We start from the raw sequence: 1,191 nt of genomic DNA, 5'->3' as shown, positions 1-1,191 counted from the left end.
TATTCCTGGATCGAAGCGACGACGCCGGCGCCGACGGTGCGGCCGCCTTCGCGGATGGCGAAGCGCAGCTTCTCTTCCATGGCGATCGGCACGATCAGGGCGACGTCCATGGTCACGCTGTCGCCCGGCATCACCATCTCGGTGCCCTCGGGAAGGGTGCAGATCCCGGTCACGTCCGTGGTGCGGAAGTAGAACTGCGGGCGGTAGTTGGTGAAGAACGGCGTGTGGCGGCCGCCCTCCTCCTTGGTCAGGATGTAGGCCTCGGCCTTGAACTTGGTGTGCGGCTTCACCGAACCCGGCTTGCACACGACCTGGCCGCGCTCGACGTCCTCGCGCTTGGTGCCGCGCAGCAGCACGCCGACGTTGTCGCCGGCCTGGCCCTGGTCGAGCAGCTTGCGGAACATCTCGACGCCCGTGACCGTCGTGGTCTGGGTGTCGCGGATGCCGACGATCTCCACCGTCTCGCCGACCTTGACGATGCCGCGCTCGACGCGACCCGTCACCACCGTGCCGCGGCCCGAGATCGAGAACACGTCCTCGATCGGCATCAGGAACGGCTTGTCCACCGGACGCTCCGGCTGCGGGATGTACTCGTCCACCGTCTTCATCAGCGCGATCACCGCGTCATGGCCGACGGCCTTGTCGCCGTTGTCCAGCGCCACCTTGGCCGAGCCCTTGGTGATCGGGATGTCGTCGCCCGGGAACTCGTACTTCGAGAGGAGCTCGCGCACCTCCATCTCGACGAGCTCGAGCAGCTCCTCGTCGTCGACCAGGTCGACCTTGTTCAGGAACACCACCAGCGCCGGCACGCCGACCTGACGGGCGAGCAGGATGTGCTCGCGGGTCTGCGGCATCGGGCCGTCGGCGGCCGAGACCACCAGGATCGCGCCGTCCATCTGCGCGGCGCCCGTGATCATGTTCTTCACGTAGTCGGCGTGGCCGGGGCAGTCGACGTGGGCGTAGTGCCGGTTGGCCGTCTCGTACTCGACGTGGGCCGTCGAGATCGTGATGCCGCGGGCCTTCTCCTCGGGAGCCTTGTCGATCTGGTCGTAGGCCGTGAACGTCGCGCCGCCCGACTCCGCCAGAACCTTCGTGATCGCCGCCGTCAGAGACGTCTTGCCGTGGTCCACGTGGCCGATCGTGCCGATGTTGCAATGCGGCTTGTTGCGGTTGAACTTTTCCTTGCCCATC

Annotated in this window: 1 protein-coding gene; it reads right to left on the bottom strand. The window is 66.9% G+C overall.

The genetic code is table 11. The features are described 5' to 3' along the window. Positions 1-1,190 (bottom strand): elongation factor Tu (tuf, locus tag MFF07_RS22430; protein ID WP_147817312.1); only part of this gene is annotated, 1,190 nt, incomplete at its 3' end. Position 1,191 lies beyond the last annotated feature (1 nt).

The sequence above is a fragment of the Methylobacterium thuringiense genome (assembly GCF_022179645.1).
Taxonomy (GTDB): Bacteria; Pseudomonadota; Alphaproteobacteria; order Rhizobiales; family Beijerinckiaceae; genus Methylobacterium; species Methylobacterium thuringiense.
The sequence above is the reverse complement of the archived record's forward strand: the minus strand, read 5'-3'. Positions and strand labels throughout refer to the sequence as shown.